This is a genomic window from Streptomyces sp. SYP-A7185 (assembly GCF_046103685.1).
In the GTDB taxonomy this organism is placed as follows: domain Bacteria; phylum Actinomycetota; class Actinomycetes; order Streptomycetales; family Streptomycetaceae; genus Streptomyces.
Window position 1 is genome coordinate 8,968,248 of record NZ_CP122310.1, and the last position, 25,951, is coordinate 8,994,198.

The window sequence follows — 25,951 nt, forward strand, 5'->3', positions numbered from 1 at the left end:
TCCGGTTCCGTACGACCGGTCCGGAAAGAGACCCTCGCTCGCCCCGGCCGTGCGGCAGGCATCGCGCGCCGGGCGCGGCTAGCCGGTGCTGCCCGCGGGCCCGGGCAGCCGGCGCACCTCCAGGAGTTCGAGACCGAGCGCCTGGATGCGGTCGAGGATCGCGTACAGGGCGGCCTGGTCGAGGCCCGCGCCCAGCAGCACCGTCTCGGCGGGGCGCAGCACCACCGTCAGTTCACCGAACGCCGACTTGAACGTCTCACCGATCCTGCCTCCGACGCGGATCTCGAAGTCGCCACCGCCGGAGGGCACTCCGGCCGGTTCAGGACCGGAGCCCGCCTGCGCCCCATCCATGGCGTCCCTCCTGTCGTCACACCGAAGGCCGACCGTCGCCCTCCATTCTCGCGGCGGTACGGCTCACGGCATCACCTTGCGTGGGTGACGGAAACCGCCGCACGCGGGGGCTCATCCGCTGCGGGTGAACCGGCGGGGCGAGCGGGGGCGGGATGCTCCGGACTCAACGGGTCCACCGGACTCATCCAGGAGGAGGTCGTCGACATGGTGGAGCAGAGTTCGCGGGGCCACGTCCGGTCCGGTACGCCCGAACCGGAGCCCCACGTCAGCGCGCCCGCTCTCGGCGGAGTCGTCTTCGCCGTCTGCGTGATGGTCATCATCGGCGCCTTCCACACGATCGCGGGCCTCACCGCGATCCTCAGCGACAACTACTACCAATCGCAGAACGACTACCCCTTCGACTTCGACGTGAACGGCCGCGGCTGGGTCCAGATGATCATCGGTGTCGTCGTCCTCGCGGCGGGCCTCAGCCTCTTCCGGGGCCGCACGTGGGCGCGTGCCGTCGGCATCTCCGTCATGGGGCTCAGCGCACTGCAGAACTTCTTCTTCACGCCCTACCAGCCGGTGTGGTCGGCCATCATCATCGCGCTGGACGTCGTGGTGATCTGGTCGCTCGCCTCGTACGGGCGTCGCGAGGCACACAAGGCGTACGGAGAGCCGTTGTAGTGCCCTGGCGCGCGCCCCGCACGGCCGGGGCTTGGCAGTGCTTCGTCAGTGCTTCGACGTCAGGCCGAGCCGGGCCAGGAGACGCCAGTCGAGCGGCGGCCGTTCCCGGTACAGCCCCGGCCGCCGCCGGGGCACGACCACGCGCAGGGCCCCGGGCCGCACCTCGCAGTGCACCGGCACCTCCAGTTGAAGGGCTTCGCCGTCGACGCCCACCGGGATGCGTTCCTGGTCGGCGTCGACGACCACGCTGGTGGCGGTCGCGGTGGTCAGCCCGGCGGACTTCCTGCCCCGCAGCAGGCCCACCGCCTGCGAGGCCGTGGTGACCCGCACGCCGACGCAGCCCAGGATGCCGCCGTCGAGGCGTGTGCGGCGCCCGAGCCCGGCGACGTCGTTCACCCCGTAGGGGTTGTTGCTCACCAGCAGGGCCTGCGGATCGGTGAACTCATGCTTGTCGGCGCGTGCCATGAGCCGCGCGCCGCGGTGGCGCAGGAGGAGGTCGGGGAGGAGTTCGAGGGTGGTGCGGGTCTTGCCGTCCCGGTACGAGGGGGACTGCACCACTTCGGCGTAGGCGCCGAACGACACGTTGTTGACGAAGGGCAGGCCGCCCGCCCTGCCCAGGTCCACCACCATCTCCACCCCGTCGCGCAGGGCGTCCAGGGCCTTGGCGGGATCGTCGCGGTCCAGGCCCAGGTCCAGGGCGAAGTGGTTGCGGGTGCCCGCGGGGATCACCAGGAAGGGCAGGTCCAGGGACGCGGCGACCTCGGCCACCAGCGCCTGGGTGCCGTCCCCGCCCGCCACCCCCAGCAGATCGGCGCCCTCGGCCGCGCAGGTGCGGGCGAGTTCGGCCACGTCGATGACGTCGGGGCCCTCCAGGAGCACCACCCGGGCTCCCAGCGCTTCGGCGCGCTCGCGCAGCTCGAAGCGGACGACCTTGCCCCCGCCCGAGCGCGGGTTCATGATCAGGGCCGGCCGGCGGAACGTCGGCGAGGGGCGCTGCGGCACGGGCGGCGTGGCCGACCGCGGGCCCAGCGCCGCACGCCCCGCGCCCGCCGCCAGCAGCCACAGACCGATCGACACGACGACGACCCAGGTCAGCTGCGCCCGGGTGTAGGCCACCAGAACCCCGATCGGGGCGGCCAGGGCCAGTACCGCCGCGAGGAACCGCGGCAGCCCCCGCCGGCTGAGCACCCACCAGACCGCCGCGGCCGTCACCGCGAGACCGGCCAAGCCCACACCCAGCAAGGCGAAGGTCCGCACCCCCGCGAACACCCCGAGGACCAGCACCGCGGAAGCCGCGCCCGCCAGGGACGCACGAGCCAGCCACCGGCGATTGCGCATCGTGGGTTCCATGCCCGTCAGTCTGCGGCACCGCGCCCGCGTGAGGCCTCACCCCTGAGAGGCGACTTCACACGGGCGGGGTGACGCCCCGGGGCGCCGGTCGCGGGCAGAGTGCTCAGCGTCCACGAGGGAGGGCACCATGAACGAGACCGCGCGCCGTCATCTCTCCGTCCAGGAGCGGGCGGCCCGGGGCAGGGCGGCCCGCTCCCGGGTCCCGCGCTCCGGCCACGCCGCCTTCGCTCCCGCCGCCGACCGGCCGGACCCGGTCGACGCGATCGAACGGCAGTCGGCCAGCAGGCTTCAGGAGCTGGTGCCGATCCGCTACGGACGCATGCTCGAATCGCCGTTCCGCTTCTACCGGGGCGCCGCGGCGATCATGGCCGCCGACCTGGCGGCCACTCCGGCGACCGGACTGCGGGCCCAGTTGTGCGGAGACGCGCACATGCTGAACTTCCGGCTGCTCGCCTCACCGGAGCGGCACCTGATGTTCGACGTCAACGACTTCGACGAGACTCTGCCGGGCCCCTGGGAGTGGGACGTCAAACGCCTCGCGGCCAGCCTGGTCATCGCGGGCCGCGGCAACGGGTTCCGTACGGCGGACCGGGCCCGGGTGGTGCGGGCGGCGGGCCGCTCGTACCGGACGTGGATGCACCGCTTCGCCGGGATGCGGACCCTCGACGTCTGGTACGCGCGCATCGACGCCGAGCAGCTGTACGCCACGATCTCCGCCAGGCTGGATCCCCGGACGCGGCGGCGGATGTCCCGGGCGATGGGCAAGGCGCGCGGCCGGGACCACATCCAGGCGCTGGAGAAGCTGGCCCACGTGGTCGACGGGGAGCTGCGCCTCACCCCCGACCGCCCCCTGATCACGCCGCTGGGCGACTTCCTGCCGGACGTGGAGCGCAAGCACATCGAGGAGCAGTTGCGGGATCTGATCGAGCGCTACGCGCACACGCTGACCGCCGACCGGCGGGCGCTGCTGGCCCAGTACCGGGTGGTCGACATGGCCCGCAAGGTGGTGGGGGTGGGCAGTGTGGGCACCCGCTGCTGGATCGTCCTGCTGCTGGGCCGGGACGACGGCGACCCGCTGCTGCTCCAGGCCAAGGAGGCGCAGACCTCGGTGCTCGCGGACTTCGCGGGGCCGAGCGCCTGTGCCAATCAGGGGGAACGCGTGGTCAGCGGCCAGCGGTTGATGCAGGCGACCAGCGACATGTTCCTGGGCTGGGAGCGGGCCGAGGGCTTCGACGGCCACGAACGCGACTTCTACGTGCGGCAGCTGCGGGACTGGAAGGCCATTCCGCAGGCCGAGCTGATGAGCCCGGACGTCATGCGCCTGTTCGGCCGGGTCTGCGGTGCCACGCTGGCCCGGGCCCACGCACGCTCCGGCGACCGGATCGCCATCGCCGCCTACCTGGGCCGCTCCGACACCTTCGACCGGGCGCTTGCGCGTTTCGCGGAGGCCTACGCGGACCAGAACGAGCGGGACCACGCGGCGCTGGCCGCGGCGGTACGGGCCGGGCGGGTGAGCGCGGCGTCAGCGTGACGGTACTTTTGCCGCGCCACCGAGCCGGTGGCGCAAGAACTCCTCCTGGGCGAACACCCGGCCGGTGGCGACCCCGAAGACCACACACGTGAAGAAGAGGATCAGCCAGGACAGCATGGTGAACACCGAACCGAGCGCCCCATAGCGATCCGTGCTCATGTGCAGGGCGCGCGGCAGCCACAGCCCCGACAGCGCGCAGAACACCACCACGGCCGTGCCGGTCAGGACGGCGCCCGGCAGCAGCGGCAGCCACGCCACCCGCCCGGCGAGCAGCAGACGCTGGGTCCACCACCACATCAGGACGGCCGCCGCCAGTTGCAGCGGGAGCCCGAGCAGGACGCCGGCTCCGAAGGCCCGGTGCAGCGTGCCCTGCACCACCAGCATCACGATCCACACCAACAGCCACACGGCCCAGCGCCACACCGCGATCCTGATGCTCGCGCGCGGCAGTCCCCAGGAGTTCTCGCACAGGCGTTGCAGGGCGCGCGTGAACGCCGTGGCGGACAGCAGCGCGACCAGCACGCCGGCCGCGCCCCAGCTGTGCAGGGTGTTGTCGCCGCCGGCGCTCAACTCCTCGGTCTGCGCCACCACGGGGCCGCCGGTGCCGAGCAACGTGCGCAGCGAGCGCAGCAGTTCACGCCTAACGCCGTCCGGGCTGAACGACGCCACGGCGATGAGCATGGGCAGGGCGGCCAAGAACGCCTGCGCGGCCAGTCGTGTCGCCATGTCCAGGATGTTGATGCGCACCAGTTGCTGGACGAGACGGCCCGCCAGCGGTCGGGCGGCATCCGCGATCGGCGGCATGGCGGCATCCTTCCGCGGCGACGGCACACTCCTGCACGGGCCACCATGGGACGCGGCGGTCCCCCGCACGTCGCCCGCTCCGGGTGACGGGGCTCGGCGAGGCGGAGTGGCCGGGCGGTGTGCGGCCGGTCGGCACGCGCCCGGTCCGGGCGCCGCTCAGGACATGATCAGGGCCGGGCTCGGCGTCGGCCTCATCGTGGAGATCTCTCGTCGGGCGGGTCGGGAGTGCCGCCGGCGGGCGGTTGTTCTCGGGCCGCCGCGTCAGGTGGTCTGGCGCTGCCGGGAGGCGTAGGACCGGGACTTGTTGCGGTTCCCGCACACCTTCATCGAGCACCAGCGGCGGCTGCGGTTCTTCGACACGTCCCAGAACACCCAGCCGCAGGTGTGCTCCGCGCACCGCTTGAGCCGCACGGCGTCCCCGGTCGTGACCAGTTCGCTCCACGCGATCGCCAGCACGGTCAGCGGGCCGCGGTCCGGGGGCAGCTCGGCCGTGGGCGTCAGAAGTCCGCGCGTCGTGATCAGCACCGGGTGTTCGGCCAGGACCCGGTCGGCTCCGGCGAGCAGCCGCGGGTCGGGGGTGTCGCCGACGTGGGACCCGAGCTCTTCGCGGATGCCCGCCCGGAGGGCCACGTAGCGCGCATGGACGTCGGCGGCGATCTCGCCGGGCGCGTCCAACAGGTCGCGCTCGCGCAGCCAGCCGGACAGTCCGGCCGGGGTGGCGATCTCGTCGCTGCCCTCTTCGACGTCGACCGTGTTGGCGAACGCCTCGACCAGGACGGCCGAGGCCGGCGGTTCCAGCATGGTGCGTCACCTCCCGCGGGTTCCCACCACTCTACCGCCTAAGCGTTTTGCCGGTTGCGGACGGTCCGGTGCGTGCGGCAGAGTGGTCTCACCGGCTAAAGCGTTAGGTGGTTAGGGGATGGGTATGGTTGCGGTGGCCACGACAAGCTCCGGGCGGACGGACGCCGCCGAGAACTCCGGTACGGCGGCTGCGCGGGACCGCCCCCCGCGCTCCCCGCGCGACCCCGGCCGTCGCAACACCGTCGTCCTGGTCGGTTTCACCGCCGCGACCAACCTCGCCGACGGCGTGATGAAAATGGCCCTTCCCCTGCTCGCCGCTCAGCTCACCGGCTCTCCCGCGCAGGTCACCGCCGTCTCGCTGACCCTCACCCTGCCCTGGCTGCTCATCGCCCTGCACATAGGCGTGCTGGTCGACCGCTTCGACCGCCGGTGGCTGCTCATGGGCGCGAGCGCCATGCGGCTGGCCGCGATGGGCTGGCTCACCGTCTCCACCGCCACCGGTGGCCTCACGCTCGGCCGGCTCATCGCCGCGGGAGCGGTCCTGGGCGTGGCCGACGTACTGGCCGCGACCTCCGGATCCGCGCTGGTCCCGGCAGCGGTGCCGGAGGCCGGGCGGGGGCGGGCCAACACCTGGATGGTGGGGGCCGAGACGGTGGGGCAGGAGTTCGCCGGGCCGTTCGTCGGCGGGCTGCTGATGGCCGCCGGGACGGGGCTCGCGCTGGGGCTGACCGGCGCCACGTACGCGCTCGCCGCTCTCGCCCTGCTCCTGCTGGTGGGCCGCTTCCGGGCCGAGGCGCCCGCCCCGGGCGCTGCCCCCGTCTCGGTCAACGGCCGCATCGCCGAGGGCCTGCGCTTCCTGTGGCGCGACCGGCTGCTGCGCACGCTGTCCCTGGTCGTGGCCGTGCTCGCCGCGGTCTGGGGCGCCTGGCTCGCCCTCATGCCGCTCTACGCCAAGGAAGCCATGGAGCTCGGCCCGCAGCAGTACGGCATCTTGTTCAGCGCCCTGGGGATCGGGGGCCTGGCCGGGACGGTGGCCGTGGGCCGGGTGAACCGGGTGCTGGGCGCGCGCCGGGCGATGTTCGCCGACCTGATCGGCACCACCGCGATGGTGGCGCTGCCCGCCCTGACCACCGACATCTGGGCGGTGGCGGCAGGTGCCTTCCTCGGCGGCATGGGCGGCACGCTGTGGACGGTCAACGCCCGCACCATCACCCAGCGCATGGTCCCGGACGGGATGCTCGGCCGTTACGGCGCCGCGGCCCGGCTCTTCAACTTCGGCGCCATGCCGCTGGGCGCGGCCCTGGTCGGCCTGCTGGCCGAACTGGGCGGAATGCGGCTGGCCTTCGGAATCTTCGCGCTGGCCACGGCGGCCACGCCGGTGCTGTTCCTCAAGAACGTCACCAGGTCGGCCCTGGCCCCCGTCACGGCCGCATAGCCGCGTGCTGAAACCATGACGGGGCGACGGGGGGCGTGAGAGCCAACCTCGGCCGCCGAATCAGCCGGCAAAGGATGCGGGACCGAAGCGCCCCCACGCGATGAAGACGGCGAGCGCGAGATAGATCAGGTTCAGACTCACGAACTTGGCCTCACCGAGCCGGACATGGGTGACCATCGCCCCCACCATCAGCAGAACCCAGCACACGGCCGTCACCGGCACCAGCACGGGCGCGACGTCGACCAGGGCGGGCAGCAGCAGACCCAGCGCGGCCAGGACCTCAAGGACGCCGAGACCCTTGACGAAGCCGACGGAAGCACTCTGGGTCCAACCCCCGCCGGGCCCCGCGGCCAGCTTCTCCTTGGGCACACACATCTTGATGATCCCGCCGCCCAGGGCCACGGCGGCCAGGAGCCCGGCACCGATCCACAGTGCGAAGTTCATGGGGGTCACACTCCAGCTGCTCGACGACGTTCCCCCACCTGCCGGTGGGCTTCCACCTCCGAGACGAGACAGCGACCGGGTTTGTGACAGCGGCGCGCAGGCGATGAAGCTCCTATTGCTGTCAAGCGGTCTGGATCCAGTCGCGGTAGGCATGAGCAAGGTCGTCGTCTCGGCTGAGGCCTCGTTCAAGTCTCGAGATGGTGGTGGGCCAGACCCCGAAGTGCTGGGCCACGGCTGTGAGGGTGATGTTCCTGGCTTGCCGTAGGGGCCGTAGGTCGGCGATGGCGGGGACGGTGACGGTAGTGGTGAGGCAGCGGAAGATCTCCCGGGCGATGGCTCATTTCAAGAGCCGGATGATCTCCTTCTTCGTCCGGCCGACTGCGGTCTGCCGTGCCGTGTAAGCGCGGGTTCTGGCGTCGCTGGACATGCGGACGAGGGCGATGCGGTAGAGAGCGGCGTTGGCATCCCGGTCCCCGCCCCGGGACAGGCGGTGCCGGTTCGTTCTGCCACTGGAGGCGGGGACCGGGGCGACGCCGCACAGGGCAGCGAAGGATGCCTCGGACCGCATGCGTTCGGGATTTCCTCCGGCGGTGACCAGCAGCTGCGCCGCGGTATCGGGGCCGACGCCATAGGCGGCTCGCAGACCGGGGTTGTGTGCGCTGACCTCGCTGTCCAGGGCCCGTGTCAGGGCTTCGTGTTCCGCGGTCAGCTCCTTGACGCGTCGGGCAAGGCTCTTCAGCGCGGCGAGGACCGCGCTGTGCACCGCGTCCCCGGTCGGCCGCAGCCGGGCCAGGGCATCCGTGCGGTCTGTCCCTTTGAGCTGCGCGTATCTGGCGCGGATGGCTCCGGGTGCGGTGACGAGGAGGTTGGTGATCTGGTTCAGGGCGGCGGTGCGGGCCTTGACTGCGGAGCGGGCGGCGTTGTGCAGGGCGCGTATGCCGGCGACGGTGTCGTCCTTGGGAGCGCTGGAGGCACGTCCGGACAGCGCGGCGCGGGCGGCGGCGTAGGCGTCGATGGGGTCGGACTTGCCGCTGCGGCGCCGTTCGGCCCGGTCGGGCCGGTTGACCTCGATGACCGGGTGCCCGTGTGAGCGGGCGGCGCGGGTGAAGCCGGCGCCGTAGGAGGCGGTGCCTTCGACGCCGATCGCGCTCACACGGCCGTGGGCGTTCACAAAGGCCAGGGCCGCGGCGTATCCGGCAGCGGTGGTGGCGAACTCGGCGTCGGCGAGGTAGCCACCGTTATCACTGATGACAGCGACGTGGATGGTGTCGGCGTGGGAGTCGACCCCGCCGAACACGTCCTGGTCCGCGGTGTCTTCCACGACCTCTGATGTCATGCTGATGGCGCCTTCCCAACCGGAGGTGGGCACCGGCCGGGTGGCGCAGACAGGACATTGAAGGGGCTTCTGGCCAAGCTCCTATCAGGTCATGTTCCGCCCGGCCGGAGCCATGAGAACAGGCTCCGGCGGCCGGACAGCACAACACAAGGACAGCCCAGCAGGGCGTCAGTCAGACCCCGAGCCACGGCCGCCGGAACCTGAGTATCAGCATCAATGTCAGACCCCCCTGTCACGATCACGGCATGGGATTCTTCGACGATCTGGTGTCACCGGAGCAACCACCCGCGCAGCGAACGCCGTTGGTCCGACTCGGCCCGCCGGGAAGCGACGACGCGCGTCATGCGCCGCCCGTCGACTGGTTCGCACCGGTGCTGCATCCGCAGCTGGAGGTGGCCGGCGCCGGGACGTATGCGCGGGTGGTGCTGAAGGGGTGGTCCCTGTGGCCGGACGCGGCCACCCTGCACCTGTCCGTCTTCCGCAAGGTGCACTGGTCCAGCGCCGAGGGAGGGCAGCAGTCCGGACTCAGGTTCGGTCTGTCGTTCGGCGACGGCCGCCGGGTGACCTCCTTGGACGCCGCGGTGGACCGCGCCGTGGAACGGACGGGGCCGGACGGCCGGCAGAGCACGGTGATGCACCAGCAGGCGGTCGGCCTGATCCCGCTGGAGGTCGGCCTGCACCAGTCCCGTCGCTCCCTCTTCAAGACCGACGTCGACCTGTATCTGGCGGAGCTGCCTCCGCCCGGTGAGGCCCAACTGGTCGTCGAATGGCCGGACGAGGGAATCGGCGAGACGCGCACCGCGATCGACACCGCCGCGTTGCGTGCCGCGTCGGCGCGCGTACTCGAAGTGTGGCCGGGCCTCGAGCCGCCGGATCCGGCGGAGCAGCCGGACTCCTTCGCGACCTTCACGACGAGCGGACCACCCAGCTTCCTGGCCCGGCCCCTGACGAAACGTCAGCGTGCGGAACTGCGCCGCCAGGAGAAGGAGCGGCAGCGCTATCTGCCGCGGCCCGACTGGGAGCAGATGGCCTACGGGGACTGGGGGAACGCCGAGGTGATCCGGGCCCGGCTCCAAGGCGGCGCCCCGCCCGACGCCCGCGTGGGATGGCCGGGGGCGGCCCCGCTGCACCTGGCGGCGGAGCACGGCGCGGCGGAGGCGGCAGCCGCCCTGCTGGCCCATGGCGCGGAGGCCGACCCGCGGGACGACGACGACCACACGCCCTTGTGGCACGCCGCCTGCTCCGTGGACGAAGGCACCGTCCGTGCCCTGATCGAGGCCGGGGCCGATGCCTGGACACCCCAGACGGGACCGTGGTCACCGGGGCGGTTGCTGCTGACCACACCGCTCGCGCCTCTCGTCGCGGATCTTCCCGGCGCGGTGGAGCTGCCCGCCGCGGAAGCCGCCGCCTTCCGGGAGGCGGACGCGCTCATCGCGGCGTGCGGCGAGCGCGAGCTGTGGACCGAGGGGCTCGGCCTGTGTTTCGTGCGGGGGCTGAGCGAGGAAGAGGTGCTGCTGCGCTTGGGCGCCGACCCGGCGCGGTGCCCGACGGCGGACGTCGAGCACGCCCCCTTCGACATCGAGTCCCTCGACGAATCCCTCCGCCACGTGGGGGTGAGCGGTGTGTCCGGCGCCCCCGGCGGCTGCCTGATCACGCAGGAGGGCTTCATGCCGAGCGACGACGCCGTGCTGCGGGCGATATCGGCGGGCACCGCCGCGTACGGCCTCTACTTCAACCCCAAGGGCGGCACGTTCGGCACGCTGGCCCAGGACGGTGACATCACCTCGCGCGAGGAGATCGGTCTGCCGCCGGACGCCTCGGATCCGCCCGCCTACTGGCACTTTCGCTTCTGGCAGCGACGGCGCGCGTTTCCGCACGACGCCAACATCCTCGCCTACGCCGGTGCGGCGGCCGGGCTGCGCATCCGGGACGCCCAGGACGCGGTGAACCGCCGCCATCCGCGCCGCTGGGCGCAGTTGCCGGCCCGGCTTCAGCGCTGAGGAGCCCCCGTCGACGGGCGCCCGGGAGGGTGCGGGCGCCCGTCGGTGTGGTGGTCAGCCGATGGGAACCGGGAGGGGGATCACCCGGTAGGCGAGTTCGATCGTGTTGCCGGTGACGGGGTCGCCCAGCTCCACGCGCCAGCCCTCGGCGAACTGGTCCACGTCCTCGGCCATGGGGATGGTGCCCGAGATCAGGACCGTGCCGGGGGTCAGGCCGCCGCGCTCGCGCAGCACGCCGGTCCAGTAGCCGGGGGTGAGGAGCTCGGCGAGCGTGCCGTGCTGGATCTCGCTCTCTTGGCCGTCGGCGCGGGTGACCCAGGCGCGCAGCGTCAGTTGGTCGATGCGCGCCTCGACGTCGGACAGGAGCCAGGCCTGCCGGGCAAGGACGTCAGGCGCCGCGTTCTTGCTCCAGGCCACCCCGTGCACCTCCAGATCGCGGTCGGTGTGGTCGCAGGCCGCCGTCAGGAGCAGCTCGCCGCCGTCCGCGACGACCAGCGCCCACTCGGCCTCGCCCGACGTGCGCGCGTGCGGGGCGGCGACGCGCTCCGTCTGCTGGGCCAGGTAGGGGGAGACGGGGTACAGGGCCGGGGTCACCGACGGCGCGGGTACCCCGAGCCGGGCGAGCTCGGCGACGTGCGCGGCGACGTCGGCCTGCCGGCGCCCGGCGTATCCGGCATTGAGCACCTGCACGACGTCGACGTCACGGGTGGAGCCGTCGGGGAGTTCGAAGGTCAGCACGGTCATGGGGCACTCCAAAGGGCGGGTCCGGGCATGCCTGCGGGCAGGCGGCCGGGCGCGGGTCTCGACACGGTCAACTTCCGGCGCGGGGGTTGCGCATACGACCTGTATACAAGAAGTATGCCGGAAGGTCGATGTCCCCTCGACGCCCTCGACGCAAGGACCGGGAAGCATGCAGCACACCCCTCAGGGCCCGGCGGCCGCCCCGCCGGGCCGCACCGGCATCCGCCGGGCCTTCTTCGCCAGCCTCACCGGGACCGCGCTGGAGTGGTACGACTTCGCGGTCTACTCCGCCGCGGCGGCCCTCGTCTTCGGAGATCTCTTCTTCCCCTCGGAGGACCCCCTCACCGGCACCCTCCTGGCGTTCTCCACCTACGCCGTCGGGTACGTCTCCCGCCCCCTCGGCGGCTTCGTCTTCGGCCGCCTCGGCGACGTGATCGGCCGCAAGAAGGTCCTGATCGCCACCCTGGTCCTCATCGGCGCGGCCACCTTCCTCATCGGCGTCCTGCCCACCTACGGCACCGCGGGCGTCACCGCCCCCATCGCCCTGGTCCTGCTGCGGTTCGCGCAGGGCGTCGGCGTGGGCGGGGAATGGGGTGGCGCGGTCCTGCTCTCCAGCGAGTTCGGCGACCCGCGCCGCCGCGGCTTCTACGCCTCCGCCGCCCAGATCGGACCGCCTGCCGGAAACCTCCTGGCCAACGGCGTACTGGCCGCCCTGGGCGTGCTGCTCAGCGAGGAACAGTTCCTCTCCTGGGGCTGGCGCGTGGCCTTCCTCCTGTCGGGCGTCCTGGTCGGCTTCGGCCTGTGGATCAGGGCGAAGCTGGAGGAGACGCCCGTCTTCAAAGCCATGGAGGCCGAGGAATCCCGGCCCCAGGCACCGATCCGGGAAGTCTTCACCACCCAGCCCCGCGCCCTGTGCGCCGCGATCCTCAGCCGGGTCGCCCCCGACGTGCTGTACGCGATGTTCACCGTGTTCGTCCTGACCTACGCCACCGACGAACTGGGCATGACCCGCGGCTCCGCCCTGACCGCGGTCCTGCTCGGCTCCTTCCTCCAGATCTTCCTCATCCCGCTGGCCGGCGCGCTGTCCGACCGGGTCAACCGGCGCCTGCTGTACGGCTGTTCCGCCCTCGCCGCGGGAGTGTGGCCCTTCGTGTTCTTCCTCGTGGTCGACGGCAGCAGCTGGATCCTGCTGGTGGTCGGCGTCGTGGTGGCCCTGGCCCTGCACTCCTTCATGTACGGTCCGCAAGCGGCCTTCGTCGCCGAGCAGTTCTCGCCCCGCCTGCGCTACACCGGCTCCTCGCTCGCCTACACCCTCGCCGGCCTGATCGGTGGAGCGGTCGCCCCGCTGCTGTTCACCGCCCTGCTCGGTGCGTACGGCAGCTGGGTGCCGCTCGCGCTCTACCTCGCCGTCGCGGCGGCCGTCACCCTCGTCGGCCTCGGCCTGGGCAGGGACGCGGCCCACGCCGAGAAGGAGGACGAACAACTCGCCGGCGCCACCACGCCGGAGCCCGACCCCGCGGTCCGCGTCTCCTGACCGCGCCCCGACCACTCCACCCCACCCCGACCCACCTCACTGCCTCCGACTCCGAAAGGCGGCCACCGTGCGCATCGCCCTGAGCCAGCTCACCACCGGACCCGAGCCCGGCAAGAACCTCGCCCTCATCGAGGAATGGACCGCACGCGCGGCGGACGCCGGCGCGGACGTCGTCGTGTTCCCCGAGGCGTCGATGGCCTGCTTCGGCACCCCGCTGGCGCCGCTGGCCGAACCCCTGGACGGCCCCTGGGCCACCGCGGTCCGCGCCCTCGCCGAGAGGGCGGGCGTCACGGTCGTGGCGGGCATGTTCACCCCGGCCCCCGGCGGCCGGGTGGCCAACACGCTGCTGGCCACGGGGCGCGGCGTCGACGCCACGTACGACAAGATCCACCTCTACGACGCGTTCGGCTTCGCCGAGTCCGACACCGTGGCCGCCGGGTCGCGGGTGGTCACCATCGACGTGGACGGCGTACGCCTGGGCCTGGCCACGTGCTACGACGTGCGCTTCCCGGAGCTGTTCCGGGCCCACGCCGACGCGGGGGCCACCGCGACGCTCCTGGCGGCGTCCTGGGGTGCCGGTCCCGGCAAGCTCGACCAGTGGGAGCTGCTGGTGCGGGCCCGCGCCCTGGACGCCACGCTGTGGATCGCGGCCGTCGACCAGGCGGATCCGGCCGCCGGTGGTGCCGCGGCCGGGGGCACGGCACCCACCGGGATCGGACACAGCATGCTCGTCGGCCCCGACGGAACCGTACGCGGACGCCTGGGCGCCGAGCCCGAACTCACGGTGGTCGAGGTGGACGCCGACGAGGTCATGGCGGTCCGCAAGAACATCCCGGTGCTGGCCAACCGGCGGCTGGGGGAGCACCGCTGAGCCACCGGGCCGTCCGTAGCGCAAGGCCCCGCGCGTCCCTCCCGGCCAATCGGGGCGGAAGGCTCTGCCGGAGCCCTCCGCCCCGGCCGGTCACCGGCTGGCGAAGCCCACCGGCGTGCCGGCCTATCCGGCCAGCAGCACCTTCAGCGTCGACTCCAAGTGGCTGTCGATCGCGGCACAGGCCGCCTGCGCGTCGCCCGCCGCGAGAGCGTCCACGATCGCCCGATGCTCGTCGAGCACCGCTTCTTGACGGCCCTGCTGGTTGTAGAGGGCCACGACACCGGCCCGCACCTGGCGGCTGCGCAGCCCGTCGTAATGCCGGTCGAGCAGGGTGTTGCCCACGGCCGACACGAGGGACGAGTGGAAGAGGTGGTCCACGTCGATGAACTCCTTGGCCTGGTCGGGGCCGCTCAGCGTGCGCTGCCGGTCCAGGCAGGCGGTGAGCTCGCCGACCGGGGCCCGGCCCGTGCCGATGACGTGCTCCGCCGCGTAGCGCTCCACGATCCCGCGCAGCTGCATCAGCTCGGTGATCTCACGCCCCGACAGCGGCGCGACCCGCGCACCGCGCTTGGGCACCAGCTCGACCAGGTCCTCGGCGGCCAGCAGGAGCAGGGCCTCGCGGATCGGGGTGCGCGAGACGCCGATGCGGTCGGCGATGTCCTGCTCCGAGAGGAACTCGCCCTGCATCGCGGGGTCCGTCAGGACCGTCTCCTTGAGGTACGCGTACGCCTTCTCCCGACCCGACGCCACCACTGCCCCCAAAGATCGCATACAGCTTGTATACGGAAGTTACCACGTGGTTCCCCGCCCGGGCCCGGAGCGCGGCCACAACTGGTGCCCCCAGGGGAGGTTCAGTCCGTCGAGGCAGGGAACGCGCCGCACGAGAGGGCACCGAGGACCCTCCGGTCACCGTCCCGAACAGGGGGGCTCCCGCACCCCTGGGTGGCCGTCGAGGGAGTGCGTCCCGCCGGAGGAGAGGGGAGCTCGCCCACGCGGGGCGCACGCGGCCGGCCCCCGGTCGTTTCCTATCGGTAGCGAACCTCCCCGAACGGCCACTCCGACGCCAGCCAGGCCGCCACTGCCCGGTGCAGCGGACCGTCCAGACCGGCGCGTTCCGCGCTCACCCACGAGCGGACCTCCGTCACGTCCGCGTCCGAGCCGGACGGATAGATGTAGACGCAGCCGACGACCTCGCCGCCGTCGTCGAGGACGGTGTAGGTGAAGCCGGTGCGCTGGTCGAAGTCGTCCGCGTGGCTTTCCAGGTCGCGCAGGTTCTCGGCGAGGCTCATGCCCGCGGGGGGTGGCCAACTCCGGTCCTGGAAGCCGGGGGTGGCACGGATGTGGTCGATGCTCGCCATCCAGGCGGCGTGATCGGCGTCGTTGTGTCGTGGGCCGAGCGGCTCCAGGCGGAACCCCGGGGCGGCAAGACGTGGAGGAGGGATGAAGCCGGCGGGGACGAAAGTCTTCTCGGGCATGACCGGAGGCTACCGATCTCCTCGGCCGCGCGCCCGACTCACGGCGACGCCGAGGGGCAGCGGCCGCCCCGGTAGGGGGCCCGCCTCGCGGCGGGAAGGCGGCGGGCAGCGGACCGTCCTAGGCTGGTCGCGTCGGCTCAGAGCATCCCCCCACACAGAGCAGGGAGCCGCTATGGCAGTGCGTCACCGGTTGATCAGGAGGCCACCCGCGGACGTCTGGGCCGTGTTGGCCGACGGGTCCCGGTACGGCGACTGGGTGGTGGGTCCGGACTCGTCCCGAGAGGCCGGCAGCGACTGGCCCGAGCTGGGTTCCTCGATCGAGTACGCGGTCCGCCTGGGCCCCTGGACCGGGACCGGCAAGACCACGGTGCGGGACGTCGATCCGCCCCGGCGGATCGAGCTGGAGGCGGACAGCGGAAGGCTCGGCACCGCCCGCATCGCCGTCGAGGTACGGCCCTGGGGCCGGCACACGTTGGTCGTCGTCGACGAACACCCGCTGCGCGGCCCCGGAGCGGCGCTGCACAACGCGGCACTCGACGCCTTCCTTCAGCTCCGTCACCGCAGCATGCTCGCCCGCCTCGCCGACATCGTGGAGAGGTCTTCGTAAGCCATCTCGGCCACGGGGTGCCGGCCTTCGGTGGGCTGTCGGCCCGCCCGGCCAAAACCCCGAAATGGCCGGTACGCAAAGCCACTTGAGCGGGGAAAACGCAACTTCGACAGCGCTCGCCGAGGCAGTTAACTTCTCCTGGTCCGCCACCGCACCGGTGCACGCCCCGCACCTGCCACCAGGGAGACGCATGCCCCAGCTCGCGCTGTACACCTTCGGCGTCCTGAAGACACCTCTCGCCGACCCCACACCGCTCACGCGCGAGTTCTACGAGCGGGGTGAGTCCGTCTACCGGAAGATCAGTGAGCACCCCGGGTACCTCGGTCGTGCTGAGGCGGCCGGCGGTGACCAGGGTGTGCTCTTCGACGCGGACTGGGGTGCATGGGGAGAGTTCGCCGTACCCGCCTGGTACGACAAGGGCCGTACGGCGGAAACCACCGCCCTGGCCACGACCCTGTCGCTGTGGACCGGCCTGCGCCCTGCCTTCGACGCCGTCTACACCGGCCTGCACCGAGAGGCGCTCAACCGGCGCTACGACTGGTTCGAGAGGACAGGGCACCCGAACTACGTGTTCTGGTGGGTCCGCGACGGCGTGATACCCACCTGGCGGGAGGGGGTTTCCAGGCTGGAACACCTGCGCGACCACGCCTCCGCGCCGCACGCCTTCACCTTCCACGACCCGTTCACGTCGAAGGGGACTCCGACCAGCGTCAGTCGTCGGCCCGAAGGGTGAGGCCGGACCGGTGCGTCACACGGGCAGGGCTTGGGGGTCGACCTCACAGCGGGCGACCGAGTCGGCCAGGCCCTCGCCGCCGATCTCGATGCGGGTGGTCTTCTTGCCCTTCCCGGTCACCTTGACCTCTTCGCTCTCCTCGATGACGGTGATGCCGTCCGCGTCCTTGAAGGTGACCGACACCCAGAAGCGCCCCGTCTTCTTGTTGCCGTTCGTGACCTTCACCGTCGCGTACGGGGCCGCCTTGCTCGCGCAGCGCACCAACGTGACCCGGGCGTCGTCCAGTTGCTCGCCACCGGGGGAGCTGGAGGAGGTGGAGTTGCTGTTCGGGCGCCGTTGGTAGGAGCCGCCGCCGGTGCTGCTGCTTCCGTCGCCGCTGCTGCCGTAGGCGTCGTCGTCATCGTCGTCGTAGCGGGAACCCGATGTCGTCGACCCCGAGGATCCGTACGACCCGGATGAGCCGGAACTGCTGGACGACGAACTGTCGTGGTTCTGGCTCGAACTGCTGCAGCCGCCTCCGCCTCCGCCACCGCCGCCGTGGCGGCTGCCGCCACCGTGTCCGCGCCCTGTCGTGAAGCCGGTCAGCGTGAGCGCCGACAGCACCAGTACAGCCGTGATCTTGAGTGTTCTCCCCCGATTGCTCATTCGATGATCTTACCCACGGCCGTCCACCGCAGGGCTGCGGCGGGTGCCGGACCTCCACAGGACGCTCACGAGCAGGTCCCATGAGTCGGGTGGGGCCAACTGCGCACCCCGCGCCAGGGGTTGGGTTCCGCTCCCGTGCGTGGGGAAGTCCCCGGGGCACGCCCCACGGGTGCCCCGCGCCCGGCGGCCACGGGGTGCCGGGGGTGGGACCGGGGGGCGGTTCGCCGGAGTGTGGCCCCGGTCGGGGGGCGTACGCGGTCCCGCACACCTGCCGGAGGGAACCCGAAGTGATCGATCATGCACCGGCGGACCGCGCGCGGCGACTTCTCCGGTGGCGAGGCGAAAGAAGCGTGCATACAACGGAGACACGATCACGCGCGGGGCGAGGACGCCCCGCTGAAATGGAGAAGCAAAAATGGCCGAGTCATTCTCAGCCGCGGGGGAAACTTCCGGGACCGGCGAACCTCTGGTGTCGACGTCGGTTCACTGGGGCACCGCGCAGCTCGGCGCCCCACCCTCCTACCAGCCCGCCCCGCGCCCGCAGGCACGTGACCACGACACCGAGGACGTCCCGGCGGAGCCGGCCGCACACGTCGTCGACGAGCCCCCGCACGAGCACCCGCACGGGGCCCCCGAGACCGGACAGGCCCCCCCTGCGCAGCCGGCGCCCGGCCCCGACGAAGACGCCGTGCAAGAGCTCATACGTGTCGCGGTGGTGTCCCGGCCCCTGGACGACGTCGTCGACCTCGTCACCCTCTTGGAGCAGTCACCTGACGGCGTGACAACTGCCGCCTCCGTGCTCCGTCTCGCCGCCGTGGCCCGCTCGGTCGACGACGTCACCCGGCTGGTGGAACTGCTCGGCCCGCCGAAGCATCCCGCCGAGCACATGGACGAGGCGATCCGGCACGCGGCCGAGGAACGGCCCGTCCCGGAGGTGAGCCGTCTCGTCCACCTGCTGTCGCGCCCTCCGCACGACCGGCACAGCAGCGCCGAGGCGGTGCACGCCGCGGGGACGACCCGGTCCGTCGAGGATCTGATGCAGCTGATCGGCAGCCTCAGGGAGCAGCAGGAAGCCGACCACCTCGCGGCCAAGTCCCCCTCGGCGCCGCTTGCTTCGTCCGAAGCGGACGTGAGCCCCTCACCCGGTGAGGACGACGAAGCCGCGCGAGAGCGGAAGGCCGCGCGGGACCCGAAGGACGCGCGGGGCACGAAGGCCCCGCGGACGGCGGAGGCCGCCCGGGACGCCGAGGCCGTGGAGGCGCAGAACAAGGCGCCGCTGGTGTGGCTGCGGCGGGCGGCAGGCATCCTTCTCCTGCTCTGTGCCGCGGCGCACTTCCCGGTGAACTGGTCGGACGCTTCCGCCCTGGGGCTCTCCGCCGCGCTCAGCGTCTCCGTCATCTGCGCGCTCGCGGGGGCGGCGCTGTTCCTGAGCGGGTCGCCGGTCGTGGCCGTGGTGGGCACGGTGGTCGCCGGTGGACTCACCGTGGCCCACCTCGTGGACGACCGGATCAACTCCACGACGCTCGGCTACGTGTTGCGGCCCGAGGGGGTGTCGGCGCCGCTGCCCACCCTCTCAGCGGTGATCGCCGCGCTGGCCTCGCTGCTGGTCGTGGCGTTCACGGTCGCCGGGCTCCGGGCGGCCGCCAACCGGAAGGCCACCCCGCGCTTCTGAGGTCACGCGCGTCGTGGACAGGTCGGGTGTGAAGAGGTGCGCGCGCTTCTCGGCGGAGGCCGGGGAGCGTGGGCACCTCTTTCACTTGTCGGATGTCACTTGTCGGGGTTCGCCGCGTCGAGCCATGTCCCGATGGCGGGCAGGGCCTCGGGACCGCTGTCGTCCTGCACCGAGCCGACCAGGTCGGCGATGGAGACGGCCTGAAGGGACGCCCGCCAGGCGGCATCGGCCGCCCCCATGGCGCGGGCGATGGGGCACGGCTTGGTGCAGTCATCGGGCGGGGTCCCGAAGGGGCCGCGCCGGCGGATCTCGGTGCACGTGAAGGCCGGGCTCGCGCCGTCGACGGCCTGCACGACGTCCAGGACCGTGATGTCGGCGGCCGTCCGGGTCAGGACGTATCCGCCGGTCTTTCCCTGGATGGACTTCACCAGGTCGGCGCGGGACAGAGCCTGCATCTGCTTGGCCAGATAGCTGGGCGAGACGTCGTGCAGCTGCGCCAGGCGCGCGGCCGGGACCGGTTCGGTTGCCGCGGTCAGGACCACACAGCAGTGCAGTGCCCACTCCACGCCGCCGGACAGTTTCATGCGCCCTCCCAGTTGACTCGGACACAGAGTATCCGAGTATTATCTCGGACATTAGATATCCGAGTTAGCGTCGAGCGGGCGCTCGGCTCACGGAAGGGCATGATCATGAACATCACGGTCATCGGCGGTACCGGACTGATCGGCTCTCAGCTCGTCACCCGGCTTCGCGACACCGGACACGAGGTGGTCGCCTCGTCCCTGTCGACCGGGGTCGACCTGCTCACCGGCGCGGGCCTCGACGAGGCGCTCAAGGGCGCGGACACGGTCGTGAACGTGACGAACTCACCCACGTTCGACGAAGCCTCCCCGGACTTCTTCCGCACCTCCATGGGGCACCTGCTGGCAGCGGGGGAGCGCGCGGGCGTCCGCCACCAGGTCATCCTCTCCATCGTCGGAGTCGACCAGGTGCCGCAGCTGGACTACTACCGCGCGAAGACGCTCCAAGAAGAGCTGCTGCGGCAAGGGCCCACCCCGTACTCGATCGTGCGCGCCACCCAGTTCTTCGAGTTCATGGACGCGGTCCTGTCCTGGACCGCCGACGACCAGACCGTGCGGCTGCCCTCCACGCGTGTCCAGCCGATCGCGACCGCCGAGGTGGTCAAGGCCCTCGCCGACGTCACCACGGCCGCACCGCTCAACGGCACCCTCGATGTCGCGGGACCCGACGTCTTCCCCCTCGACGAGCTCGGCCGCCTGACGCTCGCCGCCCGCAAGGACCCCCGCACCGTCGTCACCGACGAGAAGGCGGGCATGTTCGCGGCCGTCGAAGGCGACGTGCTCGTCGCGGGCCCCGACGCGCGCGTGTCCCCCACCCGCTACGAGGACTGGCTCGGCGCCCACCGCTAGCCGGGCCCGGCCGGCGGGCCCATCACCACCGGCCCCCATGGCCGCCCCCATCGAGACGCCCCCTCTCGCCCCACCGCGAGCCGCAGGGGGCGTTTCTGGTGTCGTACGGCGTCGAAGGAGCCGAGAAGGGTCTCTGACCTGCACGTTCGCCAAGGCTGTGCGTCGTGGTGGCGGATGGCGGCGCCGGGCGGGAGCGGCCACCCCGGCGACGGCATGTGCACGCCCCGCGTTCCTGCCAAACACCGCTCAGGCTGTGAGCCCACCCATAGGAGCCACGTCACATGCTAACGGCGGTAGTAGAACCCTCCCGGCCGCCGCGGCGGGCCCTGCGTCCCCTGCGCGGCGTCCGACCGGAGGCGTCCTGCGTAGCGGGGTAGTACGTCACATCATTGCGCGCAGCTCCGGCCACCGCTAACCCTTGCTGAAGTTCCGGGGCAACCGGATCGCATCGGGCGAAACCGCCCGCTTCGCCCACGCCCCCCAACACCCTTCGCAAGGAGAGTTACCCCCGCATGGCCACGACTCAGACGCAGACCAAGCCCGGCCGCACCACCCGACTGCGCAAGATCTCCGTCGCCGGTATCGCCACCGCAGGTGCCGCTGCCGCCGCCCTCACGCTGGTCCCCACGCAGGCCCAGGCCGCCGAGCCGGCCGCCGCGAGCAAGCAGATCAGCAAGCAGGTCACCAAGGCCGCCGCGGGCGACAAGGGCTACGCGAACAACCTCGACGGGTGGATCCGCGAGTCCCTGGACATCATGAAGTCCAAGGGCATCCCCGGCTCGTACGAGGGCCTGCACCGCAACATCATGCGGGAGTCCGCCGGTAACCCGAACGCCCAGAACGGCTGGGACGTGAACGCGCAGAACGGCACCCCCTCCAAGGGTCTGCTCCAGGTCATCCAGCCCACCTTCGACGCCTACCACGTCGCGGGCACCCCCCATAACCTGACCGACCCGGTCGCCAACATCACCGCCGCCGCGAACTACGCCGCCGACAAGTACGGCTCGATCGACAACGTCGACTCCGCCTACTGAGCCACCGGCCGACGAACGCACCGAACCAGGGTCGACGGACCCACCGAGCCACCGGTCGAAGAGAAGGGCAGCGCATGCCGCACGAGAACGGCGACGAGCAGCAGGCGCCCATGGCCGAAGGCCCCGCAGTGCCCGGCTACGGGCCGCCGCGGGTGCGAGGCTCCCGGCGCAGGCCGAAGAAGCGGGCCCTGCGGTACGCCGCCTGGGGCGCGCTGGGAGCGGTACTGATCGGCGGAGGAGGTGCCGCCTACGCCTGGCAGCACCTCAACGGCAACATCCGGGGCACCGACATGAACGCCGCCCTCGGAAAAGACCGGCCCAGCCAGCAGAAGGACGGGTCGATGAACATCCTCCTGCTCGGGTCCGACTCCCGGGCGGGAACCCACGGCCACTACGGCAGCGGCATCAGCGGCGCCCGCGCCGACACGGCGATGGTGCTGCACGTCGACAAGACGCACAAGAAGGCGTCGGTCGTCAGCGTGCCGCGCGACACCATGGTCGAGCGGCCCCGGTGCGCCAAGCCGGGCGGCGGCAGCGCGGCCGGCGCGCAGCAGGCCATGTTCAACTCCTCCTACCAGGTCGGCGGGCCCGCCTGCACCGTCAAGACGGTCGAGAAGATGTCGGGTGTCCGCATGGACCACTACCTCGAGGTCGACTTCAAGGGATTCCAGAAGCTCATCGACGAGCTCGGCGGCGTGGACATCACCACCCGCAAGGCGATCCACGACCCCAACAGCGGTCTCGCCCTGAGCGCGGGCCGGCACACGCTCAAGGGCAAGCAGGCACTGGAACTCGTCCGCACCCGCCACGGCGTCGGTGACGGGAGCGACCTGGGCCGCATCCAGCTCCAGCAGGCCTTCATCAAGGCGCTGATCCACCGCGCCGACACCGTCGACCCGCTGGGCAGCCCGGCCAAGTCCTACGACCTGGCCGACACCGCGACCAAGACCATCAGCGCGGACTCCGAGCTGGCCTCCGCGGACAAGCTCCTGGGCCTGGCCAAGGAGCTGAAGGGCATCAGCCCCGACCGCACGAACATGGTCACGATGCCGGTCACCTACGACTCCGAGGACGCGGGACGGGTCCTGCCGCTGAAGAAGGCCTCCCACCAGGTGTGGAACGCCCTGCGTCACGACCGGCCCATCCCGAAGTCCGCCACCCGGGACTCGGTGGGCGAGCGGACCGACTCCCCGGTGTCCGCGGGTACCTGAGCCGGTCGCGGTCCCGCCCACCGCCCGGGACTACCGTGCCCCGTCGCCGTCCGTGCGGCTGAGGGCGCCCGGCCACCAGGCCTTGGGGCCGATGTCGCGGACCAGCGCCGGCACCAGGAGCGAGCGTACGACCAGGGTGTCCATCAGGACGCCGAAGGCGACGATGAACGCGATCTGGACCAGGAAGGCCAGCGGGATGATGCCGAGCGCGGCGAAGGTGGCCGCGAGCACCACCCCGGCCGAGGTGATGACACCGCCGGTCGCGGTCAGGCCCCGCAGCACTCCTTCGCGCGTGCCGTGGCGCAGCGACTCCTCCCGTACCCGGGACATCAGGAAGATGTTGTAGTCCACGCCCAGCGCCACCAGGAAGACGAATCCGTAGAGCGGTACGGATGAGTCGGTGCCGCTGAAGCCCAGGACGTGCTGGAAGACGAGGGCCGAAACACCCAGGGTGGCCAGGAAGTTGAGTGCCACCGTCGCCACCAGCAGGACCGGCATGAGCAGTGAGCGCAGCAGGCCGATCAGGATCACGAGGATGATCGCCAGGACCACGGGGACGATGAGCATGCGGTCGTCCTCGGCGGTCCGCTGCGTGTCGTACTGCTGGGCGGTGTAGCCCCCGACGAGTCCGTCGGCGCCGTCCACCGCGTGGACCGAGTCGCGCAGCCGCGCGATCGTGTCCTTCGCGGCGTCGCTGTCGGCGGCGTCCTCCAAGGTGGCGTCGACGCGGACCCGCCCGTCGACCACCAGGACATCAGCGGCTTCGGCGGCGTCCTTCTTTGCCGCCGCGCCCTGCTCGTCGGCCTTGTCGCCCTTCTCGGGCTGCTGCTTTCCCGTGTCCGGCCGGCCCGACGCGCTCACGGCGGAGGCCGACGACACCCCCTTGGTGCGCTCGACCGCGGCCGTGACCTGCTCGACCCGGTCCGCGTCGGCGATCACGACGGCCGGATTGCCCGAGCCGCCGGGGAAGTGCTCGCCGAGCGTCTGCTGGGCGGCCACCGAGGGCGCGTCGTTGACGAAGATCTCGTCCAGCGGGACGCCCTTGGACTGCAAGGTGGGGGCGAAGGCCGTGCAGGCCAGCAGGCCGATGAGCGTGCAGGCCCACACCTTGCGCGGCGCCCTGTCCACGAGCGAGGCGATCCGCGTCCACACGCCCTGACCGGCGGACTTCTCCGTGGCCGCCTTCGGCTTGGCGGGCCAGTACGCCACGCGCCCGAGCAGGACCAGGACCGCGGGCAGGAAGGTCAGCGTGCTGAGCACGGCGCAGACGATGCCGATGGCTCCGACGGGACCGAGCGCGCGGTTGTTGGTGAGGTCGCTCAGGAGCAGAGCGAGCAGCCCCAGGGCCACGGTGGCCCCGCTGGCGACGATGGGCCCCAGCGAACGCCTGAGCGCCGAGCGCATGGCGGCGATCCGGTCGGAGCTGACGGCGAGTTCTTCGCGGTAGCGCGCGGTGAGCAGCAGTGCGTAGTCGGTCGCTGCGCCGATGACCAGGATGGACAAGATGCCCTGGACCTGGCCGTCGACCCGGACGACGTCGTGGTCGGCGAGCACGTAGACGATGCCGCAGGCGAGCCCCAGGGCGAAGACCGCTCCGAGGATGATGACCAGCGGGAGCAGCAGACTGCGGTAGACGAGCAGCAGGATCACCAGGACGGTGATGAGGGCGACGCCGAGCAGCAGGCCGTCGATGCCCCCGAAGGCGTCGGACAGGTCGGCCTGGCTGGCCGCGGGCCCGGCCACCTGGACGTCCGTGCCGGGCACCTCGGCGGCCGCCTTCTTGACGTCCTCCAGGGTGGTCTCCAGTTTGTCGCCGAGGTCGGGCCGCAGCGGGACGACCCCTTGCAGCGCCCGGCCGTCCTTGGACAGCAGGGCCGGGGAGGCCGGCCCTGCGACCCCTGCGGCGTCCTTCAGGGAGGCCAGGGCCCGGGTGGCGGCGGTCTTTTGGGCCTCGTCGATGGTGTCGGCGCGCGAGTCGCCGTCCGCGGTCCAGACGACGATCGCGGGGAGGGTCTCTTCTTGGTTGAACTTCCGCTGAGCATCGATGACTTGCGTGGACTCGGCGTTCTGCGGCAGGAAGGCGGCCTGATCGTTGGTGGCGACCTCTCCGAGCTTTCCGGCGTAGGGCCCGAGGGTTCCGCCGATGCCGAGCCAGGCGACGAGCAGGACGACGGGGACGAGCCAGCGTGCCAGGCGCGTACCTGTGGACATGGATCTCCTTGTGGACGCGATGCTTCAACGAAAAAGAATCTCAATGATTGAAACATCTTCTCCGCGGGGGATGCTCGGCGGGTGCCCGCTGGGGCCGCGATCACTCGAACGAGAAGACCGGTGTGCCCTGCACGCGGGCGGGGAGGGGCAGGTGCCGCCGCGGGTGGGGCGAAGCTAGCGCTGGCGGCCGCGCAGCTCGGAGAGTTCCTCGTTCATCGCGACCAAGAAGCGCACCACCACGGTGAGTTCGTCCTCGCTGAACCGCACGCGCGCGCTCTCCGTCGCCGCGGCCAGCGGCTGGAAGAAGGTGCGCGCGGCCGCCTTGGCGCCCGGCGCATAGTGCAGATGCACCACCCGGCGGTCCTCGCTGTCCCGGGAGCGGCGGATGTGCCCCGCGCGCTCCAGACGGTCCAGGCACGCGGTGACGGCGCCCGAGGTCAGCCCCAGGTGGTCGCGCAGGCGACCCGGAGTGAGCGGCTCGCTCGCGTCCAGGATCGCCGCGAGGGCCTGGACGTCCGTCGCGTGCAGTGCGTGGCCGGCGGCGAAGCCGTGGATCAGCCGGTTGAGCTCACCGTTCATGCGCCGCAGCTGTACCGCGAACGTCAGCAGGTCCGTCGGCACCTGCTCCGGTCGCACCTGATCGGATGACGAACTGCTGCTTGACGCTGAATCCTCTGTACTGACCACAGGGGCAGCCTATAGATCGCGCACCGCGGAGCGACAAGGCGCCGCGACCCAGCGGTGCGCGCTGCCCACCGCGGGCCCCACCCGCCGCGTCGAGGCACGTGCGGCACAGCCGTCACGAGGAGGGGCGTACAGGCATACGAGAGCGCCCTCGGTCACGCCCACAAACGTGCGATGACGCTGTCGGCCAGACCCCTGCCGGGAGTAGCGTGGCGGGCACAGTCCGTGGAATGACTGCTCGCCGTCAGCGCGGCAGTGGTGTTTCGGCGACCTCTCGGGCCGGGAGTACGGTCCCACCGCCAACGGCTTCACCTGCGGGAGTCTGCGCCCGCCACCTGGCACCACGAGACGCGCCGCTCCCTGCGAGGCCACCTTCTCCCCAGGG

The 25,951-nt window shown here is 71.8% G+C and carries 26 protein-coding genes; 12 read left to right on the forward strand and 14 right to left on the reverse strand.

Annotated elements, in window-relative coordinates; translation table 11 throughout:
• Positions 1-78: 78 nt before the first annotated feature.
• Entirely contained in the window at positions 79-351 is a 273-nt protein-coding gene (locus QBL25_RS39480; RefSeq protein ID WP_409061776.1) for a hypothetical protein, read from the reverse strand.
• Positions 352-555: 204 nt separating this feature from the next.
• Between QBL25_RS39480 and QBL25_RS39485 the strand changes: the two genes are divergently transcribed.
• On the forward strand, positions 556-1,017 hold the full coding sequence (locus tag QBL25_RS39485) for a hypothetical protein (protein WP_409061777.1): 462 nt from the start codon (positions 556-558) through the stop codon (positions 1,015-1,017).
• A 45-nt stretch (positions 1,018-1,062) separates the two neighbouring features.
• Here the strand turns inward: QBL25_RS39485 and QBL25_RS39490 are convergent, their stop codons facing one another.
• The gene (locus QBL25_RS39490; RefSeq protein ID WP_409061778.1) at positions 1,063-2,367 is read right to left on the reverse strand and encodes a diacylglycerol/lipid kinase family protein; all 1,305 of its coding nucleotides are present in this window, start codon (positions 2,365-2,367) and stop codon (positions 1,063-1,065) included.
• A gap of 127 nt (positions 2,368-2,494) precedes the next feature.
• Between QBL25_RS39490 and QBL25_RS39495 the strand changes: the two genes are divergently transcribed.
• Positions 2,495-3,898 (forward strand): DUF2252 domain-containing protein, encoded by a 1,404-nt coding sequence (locus tag QBL25_RS39495; RefSeq protein ID WP_409061779.1) that lies wholly within the window; start codon positions 2,495-2,497, stop codon positions 3,896-3,898.
• On the opposite strand, the gene QBL25_RS39500 is transcribed toward QBL25_RS39495, so the two are convergent.
• Positions 3,890-4,702 carry a YhjD/YihY/BrkB family envelope integrity protein gene (locus tag QBL25_RS39500; RefSeq protein ID WP_409061780.1) on the reverse strand — a complete coding sequence of 271 codons (813 nt, stop codon included), beginning with the start codon at positions 4,700-4,702 and terminating at the stop codon, positions 3,890-3,892. The two genes, QBL25_RS39495 and QBL25_RS39500, sit on opposite strands and share 9 nt — an antisense overlap.
• A 261-nt stretch (positions 4,703-4,963) precedes the next feature.
• Positions 4,964-5,503, reverse strand: coding sequence for a CGNR zinc finger domain-containing protein (locus tag QBL25_RS39505; RefSeq protein ID WP_409061781.1), 540 nt, complete (start codon positions 5,501-5,503; stop codon positions 4,964-4,966).
• A 118-nt stretch (positions 5,504-5,621) separates the two neighbouring features.
• On the opposite strand from QBL25_RS39505, the gene QBL25_RS39510 reads away from it, so the two are divergent.
• A complete protein-coding gene (locus QBL25_RS39510; protein ID WP_409061782.1) occupies positions 5,622-6,938 on the forward strand; it encodes an MFS transporter in 1,317 nt (438 codons plus the stop codon).
• A gap of 60 nt (positions 6,939-6,998) precedes the next feature.
• Here QBL25_RS39510 and QBL25_RS39515 read toward each other — a convergent pair whose 3' ends face one another.
• The 3 genes from QBL25_RS39515 to QBL25_RS39525 form a co-directional block, all read right to left on the reverse strand.
• On the reverse strand, positions 6,999-7,382 hold the full coding sequence (locus tag QBL25_RS39515; protein ID WP_409061783.1) for a DoxX family protein: 384 nt from the start codon (positions 7,380-7,382) through the stop codon (positions 6,999-7,001).
• A gap of 121 nt (positions 7,383-7,503) precedes the next feature.
• Positions 7,504-7,614, reverse strand: a complete 111-nt coding sequence (locus tag QBL25_RS39520) for a hypothetical protein (RefSeq protein WP_409061784.1) — start codon at positions 7,612-7,614, stop codon at positions 7,504-7,506.
• Positions 7,615-7,719: 105 nt separating this feature from the next.
• Entirely contained in the window at positions 7,720-8,718 is a 999-nt protein-coding gene (locus QBL25_RS39525) for an IS110 family transposase (RefSeq protein ID WP_409061785.1), read from the reverse strand.
• A gap of 245 nt (positions 8,719-8,963) precedes the next feature.
• Between QBL25_RS39525 and QBL25_RS39530 the strand changes: the two genes are divergently transcribed.
• Complete coding sequence (locus QBL25_RS39530; protein WP_409061786.1) at positions 8,964-10,718, forward strand: ankyrin repeat domain-containing protein; 1,755 nt, start codon at positions 8,964-8,966, stop codon at positions 10,716-10,718.
• Between the two features lie 54 nt (positions 10,719-10,772).
• Here the strand turns inward: QBL25_RS39530 and QBL25_RS39535 are convergent, their stop codons facing one another.
• Positions 10,773-11,462, reverse strand: coding sequence for a DUF2848 domain-containing protein (locus tag QBL25_RS39535; RefSeq protein WP_409061787.1), 690 nt, complete (start codon positions 11,460-11,462; stop codon positions 10,773-10,775).
• A 166-nt stretch (positions 11,463-11,628) separates the two neighbouring features.
• On the opposite strand from QBL25_RS39535, the gene QBL25_RS39540 reads away from it, so the two are divergent.
• Together QBL25_RS39540 and QBL25_RS39545 are read left to right on the forward strand one after the other, a co-directional pair.
• Entirely contained in the window at positions 11,629-12,993 is a 1,365-nt protein-coding gene (locus QBL25_RS39540; protein WP_409061788.1) for an MFS transporter, read from the forward strand.
• 67 nt (positions 12,994-13,060) lie between these two features.
• Positions 13,061-13,864 (forward strand): carbon-nitrogen hydrolase family protein, encoded by an 804-nt coding sequence (locus QBL25_RS39545; RefSeq protein WP_409061789.1) that lies wholly within the window; start codon positions 13,061-13,063, stop codon positions 13,862-13,864.
• 123 nt (positions 13,865-13,987) lie between these two features.
• On the opposite strand, the gene QBL25_RS39550 is transcribed toward QBL25_RS39545, so the two are convergent.
• Together QBL25_RS39550 and QBL25_RS39555 are read right to left on the reverse strand one after the other, a co-directional pair.
• Positions 13,988-14,614 (reverse strand): GntR family transcriptional regulator, encoded by a 627-nt coding sequence (locus QBL25_RS39550; protein WP_409062941.1) that lies wholly within the window; start codon positions 14,612-14,614, stop codon positions 13,988-13,990.
• A gap of 275 nt (positions 14,615-14,889) precedes the next feature.
• Complete coding sequence (locus QBL25_RS39555) at positions 14,890-15,339, reverse strand: GNAT family N-acetyltransferase (RefSeq protein ID WP_409061790.1); 450 nt, start codon at positions 15,337-15,339, stop codon at positions 14,890-14,892.
• 172 nt (positions 15,340-15,511) lie between these two features.
• Here QBL25_RS39555 and QBL25_RS39560 point away from each other — a divergent pair, with 172 nt between their 5' ends.
• Positions 15,512-15,946 (forward strand): SRPBCC family protein, encoded by a 435-nt coding sequence (locus QBL25_RS39560; RefSeq protein ID WP_409061791.1) that lies wholly within the window; start codon positions 15,512-15,514, stop codon positions 15,944-15,946.
• A 190-nt stretch (positions 15,947-16,136) separates the two neighbouring features.
• Complete coding sequence (locus QBL25_RS39565; protein ID WP_409061792.1) at positions 16,137-16,679, forward strand: DUF3291 domain-containing protein; 543 nt, start codon at positions 16,137-16,139, stop codon at positions 16,677-16,679.
• Positions 16,680-16,694: 15 nt separating this feature from the next.
• On the opposite strand, the gene QBL25_RS39570 is transcribed toward QBL25_RS39565, so the two are convergent.
• The gene (locus tag QBL25_RS39570; RefSeq protein ID WP_409061793.1) at positions 16,695-17,324 is read right to left on the reverse strand and encodes a hypothetical protein; all 630 of its coding nucleotides are present in this window, start codon (positions 17,322-17,324) and stop codon (positions 16,695-16,697) included.
• Positions 17,325-17,793: 469 nt separating this feature from the next.
• Between QBL25_RS39570 and QBL25_RS39575 the strand changes: the two genes are divergently transcribed.
• The gene (locus QBL25_RS39575; protein ID WP_409061794.1) at positions 17,794-18,996 is read left to right on the forward strand and encodes a hypothetical protein; all 1,203 of its coding nucleotides are present in this window, start codon (positions 17,794-17,796) and stop codon (positions 18,994-18,996) included.
• 95 nt (positions 18,997-19,091) lie between these two features.
• On the opposite strand, the gene QBL25_RS39580 is transcribed toward QBL25_RS39575, so the two are convergent.
• Positions 19,092-19,580, reverse strand: a complete 489-nt coding sequence (locus tag QBL25_RS39580; protein WP_409061795.1) for an RrF2 family transcriptional regulator — start codon at positions 19,578-19,580, stop codon at positions 19,092-19,094.
• A 105-nt stretch (positions 19,581-19,685) separates the two neighbouring features.
• On the opposite strand from QBL25_RS39580, the gene QBL25_RS39585 reads away from it, so the two are divergent.
• The 3 genes from QBL25_RS39585 (at position 19,686) to QBL25_RS39595 (ending at position 22,671) form a co-directional block, all read left to right on the forward strand.
• A complete protein-coding gene (locus QBL25_RS39585; RefSeq protein WP_409061796.1) occupies positions 19,686-20,426 on the forward strand; it encodes an SDR family oxidoreductase in 741 nt (246 codons plus the stop codon).
• A 512-nt stretch (positions 20,427-20,938) separates the two neighbouring features.
• Entirely contained in the window at positions 20,939-21,460 is a 522-nt protein-coding gene (locus QBL25_RS39590; protein ID WP_409061797.1) for a transglycosylase SLT domain-containing protein, read from the forward strand.
• A 74-nt stretch (positions 21,461-21,534) separates the two neighbouring features.
• Positions 21,535-22,671 (forward strand): LCP family protein, encoded by a 1,137-nt coding sequence (locus tag QBL25_RS39595; protein ID WP_409061798.1) that lies wholly within the window; start codon positions 21,535-21,537, stop codon positions 22,669-22,671.
• 30 nt (positions 22,672-22,701) lie between these two features.
• On the opposite strand, the gene QBL25_RS39600 is transcribed toward QBL25_RS39595, so the two are convergent.
• The gene (locus QBL25_RS39600; RefSeq protein ID WP_409061799.1) at positions 22,702-24,882 is read right to left on the reverse strand and encodes an MMPL family transporter; all 2,181 of its coding nucleotides are present in this window, start codon (positions 24,880-24,882) and stop codon (positions 22,702-22,704) included.
• A 174-nt stretch (positions 24,883-25,056) separates the two neighbouring features.
• Positions 25,057-25,461 (reverse strand): MarR family winged helix-turn-helix transcriptional regulator, encoded by a 405-nt coding sequence (locus QBL25_RS39605; protein ID WP_409062942.1) that lies wholly within the window; start codon positions 25,459-25,461, stop codon positions 25,057-25,059.
• Between the last annotated feature and the right edge of the window lie 490 nt (positions 25,462-25,951).

What these genes read in the sequence shown, in the direction of transcription:
- QBL25_RS39530 (WP_409061786.1), top strand. Translation starts at nt 8,964, where the DNA reads ATGGGATTCTTCGACGATCTGGTGTCACCGGAGCAACCACCCGCGCAG.
- QBL25_RS39505 (WP_409061781.1), bottom strand. Translation starts at nt 5,503, where the DNA reads ATGCTGGAACCGCCGGCCTCGGCCGTCCTGGTCGAGGCGTTCGCCAAC.
- QBL25_RS39515 (WP_409061783.1), bottom strand. Translation starts at nt 7,382, where the DNA reads ATGAACTTCGCACTGTGGATCGGTGCCGGGCTCCTGGCCGCCGTGGCC.
- QBL25_RS39570 (WP_409061793.1), bottom strand. Translation starts at nt 17,324, where the DNA reads ATGAGCAATCGGGGGAGAACACTCAAGATCACGGCTGTACTGGTGCTG.
- QBL25_RS39510 (WP_409061782.1), top strand. Translation starts at nt 5,622, where the DNA reads ATGGGTATGGTTGCGGTGGCCACGACAAGCTCCGGGCGGACGGACGCC.
- QBL25_RS39490 (WP_409061778.1), bottom strand. Translation starts at nt 2,367, where the DNA reads ATGGAACCCACGATGCGCAATCGCCGGTGGCTGGCTCGTGCGTCCCTG.
- QBL25_RS39555 (WP_409061790.1), bottom strand. Translation starts at nt 15,339, where the DNA reads ATGCCCGAGAAGACTTTCGTCCCCGCCGGCTTCATCCCTCCTCCACGT.
- QBL25_RS39540 (WP_409061788.1), top strand. Translation starts at nt 11,629, where the DNA reads ATGCAGCACACCCCTCAGGGCCCGGCGGCCGCCCCGCCGGGCCGCACC.
- QBL25_RS39500 (WP_409061780.1), bottom strand. Translation starts at nt 4,702, where the DNA reads ATGCCGCCGATCGCGGATGCCGCCCGACCGCTGGCGGGCCGTCTCGTC.
- QBL25_RS39605 (WP_409062942.1), bottom strand. Translation starts at nt 25,461, where the DNA reads ATGAACGGTGAGCTCAACCGGCTGATCCACGGCTTCGCCGCCGGCCAC.
- QBL25_RS39600 (WP_409061799.1), bottom strand. Translation starts at nt 24,882, where the DNA reads ATGTCCACAGGTACGCGCCTGGCACGCTGGCTCGTCCCCGTCGTCCTG.
- QBL25_RS39580 (WP_409061795.1), bottom strand. Translation starts at nt 19,580, where the DNA reads ATGAAACTGTCCGGCGGCGTGGAGTGGGCACTGCACTGCTGTGTGGTC.
- QBL25_RS39595 (WP_409061798.1), top strand. Translation starts at nt 21,535, where the DNA reads ATGCCGCACGAGAACGGCGACGAGCAGCAGGCGCCCATGGCCGAAGGC.
- QBL25_RS39590 (WP_409061797.1), top strand. Translation starts at nt 20,939, where the DNA reads ATGGCCACGACTCAGACGCAGACCAAGCCCGGCCGCACCACCCGACTG.
- QBL25_RS39495 (WP_409061779.1), top strand. Translation starts at nt 2,495, where the DNA reads ATGAACGAGACCGCGCGCCGTCATCTCTCCGTCCAGGAGCGGGCGGCC.
- QBL25_RS39565 (WP_409061792.1), top strand. Translation starts at nt 16,137, where the DNA reads ATGCCCCAGCTCGCGCTGTACACCTTCGGCGTCCTGAAGACACCTCTC.
- QBL25_RS39480 (WP_409061776.1), bottom strand. Translation starts at nt 351, where the DNA reads ATGGATGGGGCGCAGGCGGGCTCCGGTCCTGAACCGGCCGGAGTGCCC.
- QBL25_RS39485 (WP_409061777.1), top strand. Translation starts at nt 556, where the DNA reads ATGGTGGAGCAGAGTTCGCGGGGCCACGTCCGGTCCGGTACGCCCGAA.
- QBL25_RS39535 (WP_409061787.1), bottom strand. Translation starts at nt 11,462, where the DNA reads ATGACCGTGCTGACCTTCGAACTCCCCGACGGCTCCACCCGTGACGTC.
- QBL25_RS39585 (WP_409061796.1), top strand. Translation starts at nt 19,686, where the DNA reads ATGAACATCACGGTCATCGGCGGTACCGGACTGATCGGCTCTCAGCTC.
- QBL25_RS39560 (WP_409061791.1), top strand. Translation starts at nt 15,512, where the DNA reads ATGGCAGTGCGTCACCGGTTGATCAGGAGGCCACCCGCGGACGTCTGG.
- QBL25_RS39525 (WP_409061785.1), bottom strand. Translation starts at nt 8,718, where the DNA reads ATGACATCAGAGGTCGTGGAAGACACCGCGGACCAGGACGTGTTCGGC.